The sequence below is a fragment of the Ruminococcus sp. N15.MGS-57 genome (genome assembly GCF_000980385.1).
Taxonomy (GTDB): Bacteria; Bacillota; Clostridia; order Oscillospirales; family Ruminococcaceae; genus Hominimerdicola; species Hominimerdicola aceti.
In genome coordinates this window covers 1-3,287 of the sequence record NZ_LARF01000077.1, presented here as the reverse complement: position 1 = coordinate 3,287, position 3,287 = coordinate 1, and the positions used below count along the sequence as shown (strand labels likewise).

Below are 3,287 nucleotides of genomic sequence, written 5' to 3'. Positions count from 1 at the left end.
AGGCACAATGGCAAAGTAGAGCGCAGTCACCGAGAAGATCACAACAAATTCTATTCGTGCCATAGGTTTTATTCCTGCGACGACTTAAACGTGCAGCTAGCTGCACGTTTAAGTCGAACAAACAACCGTCCTATGCGTCCCCTCAAATGGTTTTCGCCTATCGAATTTCTTAATGATAGTGTCCAATATGATTGACAAACCAACATTTTATGAAATTCGCACTGTTACTTATATCATGATAGTATTTTATCTATGAAATAAGTTCTCTCAAAACCTGTTTCAAAAGCCTGTTTTAAAGGGGCTTTGTCTTGACAAAATCTCCTTTTAGTGATATTATTAAAAGGATAAATATTGCGACGTAAGAAAATTTTTTTGCGTCAGCTAAAAGGAGTATGTAAAATGATTGATATTAAGCTTATCCGTACAAATCCTGAGCTTGTCAAGGAAAACATCAAGAAGAAGTTTCAGGACGAAAAGCTCGTTCTTGTTGACGAGGTAGCTCAGTTTGACGAGGAATACAGAGCAGCTAAGACAAAAGCTGACGAGCTGAGAAATAAAAGAAAGGTAATGAGCAAGCAGATAGGCGGTCTTATGGCTAAGGGTCAGAAGGACGAAGCTGAGAAAGTAAAGGCTGAGGTTTCCGCTATCGGTGCTGAGCTTGACGCTATGGCTGAAAAGGAAAAAGAGCTTGAGGGCAAGATCCGTGAGAGAATGCTCGTTATCCCTAACATTATCGACCCAAGCGTTCCTATAGGCAAGGACGACAGCGAGAACGTAGAGATTGAAAGATTCGGAGAGCCTGTTGTTCCTGATTATGAGATCCCATATCACGTTGACATTATGGAAAGCTTTAACGGCATCGACCTTGACAGTGCAAGAAGAACATCAGGAAACGGCTTCTATTATCTTATGGGCGACATTGCAAGACTTCATTCTGCAATTCTTTCATATGCCAGAGATTTCATGATAGACAGAGGTTTCACATATTTCATTCCTCCTTACATGATACGTTCAGACGTTGTTACAGGTGTTATGAGCTTTTCTGAAATGGAAGGCATGATGTACAAGATAGAGGGAGAGGATCTTTATCTCATCGGTACTTCTGAGCATTCAATGATAGGCAGATTTATCGACACTATCATTCCAGAGGGTGAGCTTCCAAAGACTCTCACAAGCTATTCACCATGCTTCAGAAAAGAAGTTGGCGCACACGGCATCGAAGAGAGAGGTGTTTACAGAATACACCAGTTTGAAAAGCAGGAAATGATAGTTGTCTGCAAGCCTGAAGATAGCATGGCATGGTATGACAAGCTGTGGCAGAATTCTGTTGATTTCTTCCGTTCACTTGATATCCCTGTAAGAACACTTGAGTGCTGCTCAGGCGACCTTGCAGACCTCAAGGTAAAGAGCTGTGACGTTGAGGCATGGAGCCCAAGACAGAAGAAGTATTTTGAAGTTGGTTCATGCTCAAATCTTGGCGATGCACAGGCAAGACGTCTTGGCATAAGAATAAAGGCAGAGGACGGCACAAAGTATTTTGCTCACACTCTTAACAACACAGTTGTTGCACCTCCAAGAATGCTTATCGCATTTCTCGAGAACAATCTCAATGCTGACGGAACAGTTAATATCCCTGAGCCACTGAGAATGTACATGGGCGGCAAGGACAAGATAACAAAGTAATTTTGATATGCAAAAAGGTGAACGGTGTTGCTCGCCACGCAAAATCCGAAAAACGCAAAAATGCGGAATAACTCGGAATTAGCATAGAAAACCCACGAAAGTGGCGCAAATGCGGCGGTTTGAATATGCAAAAAGTTGACGTGCTTTGCGGATAAGAAAATTGAATGTCAAAAAAATAAGGTCTTAAAATGCAATTTTAAAAGCATTTTAAGACCTTTAAATTTTACCTTTTTAGAACGTTTTAGAACTGTTTTCAAATTTTAAAATTGTCACAAAACAGCGTATTTACGCATTTTAAAGCTATAACGTTTATAAAATAGTTTGAATGTTCAATTGAAAAATCTCATTGAAAAATTTCCATATTTTATACGGGAATATAGGAACTAAAAATTCGATTAATGGGAACTAGTTCCCATTAACTTATCAATGTCCCACTGTGCGGCTCGAACAATCACTACAGTCGGAAGATCAAGCACAAGTTGCTTAGTTTCATATTTTTATATCATACAGTTCCAATAACCTTTCCCCGGCAATAGATACTATCATAATCATGCAGCGGAATATCATCATAATCCGGGTTAAGGGAAATCAAGCGATCTCCGCCGAACTTCTTTATAAATCCTTCCCCGTTAAGTATAAAAATGCCTATCTCGCCGATCTCAACAGATGGCTGCGAGGCTATCAGAACTACGTCTCCGTCGTGGAATACAGGCTCCATGCTGTTGCCAGACACTCTTAGAGCAAAATTAGCCTCAAGAGTGAGCTGCGTTTTCTTAACCTCCAACATACCTTTTTCGCAGCCATCCAGATCAACGCCAGTTCCGGCACTGACAGGCAACGAATAGTACTCTATGAAAACACTGTTTTCAAGCTCTTTTAATGGTATTTTTGACTGCTCAAAAAGGACCTTGGCACGTTCGAGGACTTGACCCTTTTTCATTAAATCTAATTCCTTATAATATGTAAGTAACTCTTGCTCATCATCGGTCAACTGTTCCGCTGGTGAGCTTTTTTCTTTGCCGTAAACAAGGTAATCTATTGAAACATCAAAAAATTCAGCAATTTCAATTAGATATTTTCTATATGATTTGCTTTTCCCAGACTTCCATTCTGAAAAAGCAACATTATTTAATTTCAGGTAATTAGTCAATTCTTTTTGCTCTCGATTGCCTAAAAGCATAGTTATTCTATCCAAAATATCCAAAATTCAATCATCTCCTTTGTTACTTATCACGAAATTAGCGTTTTTCTAATTTCGAGTTAGAATTTCACTTGACAATTAGAAAAAAATCTAGTTATAATTTACTATAGGGTAACCTCTAGGGCATAGTTACCCCATGATAAATTAAGTTTAACACAAAAAGCGTTAAACGTCAATCGAAAAAGGAGGAATTTTAATGAATAAGTATAAGATTAAGGAAACCGATGTGAATATGTATGAGTACAGAGGCTATACGATATCAGGTAACGATAGGATAGGCTATGTTTGCATATCACCTTACGGGGCTTTCTCGCCAAAGGCTTATAATACAATCGAGGATGCTAAGGCAGCAATAGATGATGATCTTGATTGCATAGCTGAAAAATACGGCGAGCAGCAAACA

Annotated in this window: 3 protein-coding genes; 2 read left to right on the top strand and 1 reads right to left on the bottom strand. The window is 39.1% G+C overall.

Going from position 1 to position 3,287, the window contains the following annotated elements; all coding sequences use genetic code 11:
- The first annotated feature begins 399 nt into the window (after window positions 1–399).
- Complete coding sequence (serS, locus tag WS40_RS10250) at window positions 400–1,683, top strand: serine--tRNA ligase (RefSeq protein WP_046442104.1); 1,284 nt, start codon at window positions 400–402, stop codon at window positions 1,681–1,683.
- 502 nt (window positions 1,684–2,185) lie between these two features.
- Here serS and WS40_RS11680 read toward each other — a convergent pair.
- Entirely contained in the window at window positions 2,186–2,887 is a 702-nt protein-coding gene (locus tag WS40_RS11680; protein WP_117924068.1) for an XRE family transcriptional regulator, read from the bottom strand.
- Between the two features lie 193 nt (window positions 2,888–3,080).
- Here WS40_RS11680 and WS40_RS10240 point away from each other — a divergent pair.
- A partial coding sequence (locus tag WS40_RS10240; protein ID WP_046442101.1) for a hypothetical protein occupies window positions 3,081–3,287 on the top strand: 207 nt, incomplete at its 3' end.

Excerpts from the sequence above, each read along its gene's own strand:
- serS (WP_046442104.1), top strand. The coding sequence starts at position 400 with ATGATTGATATTAAGCTTATCCGTACAAATCCTGAGCTTGTCAAGGAA.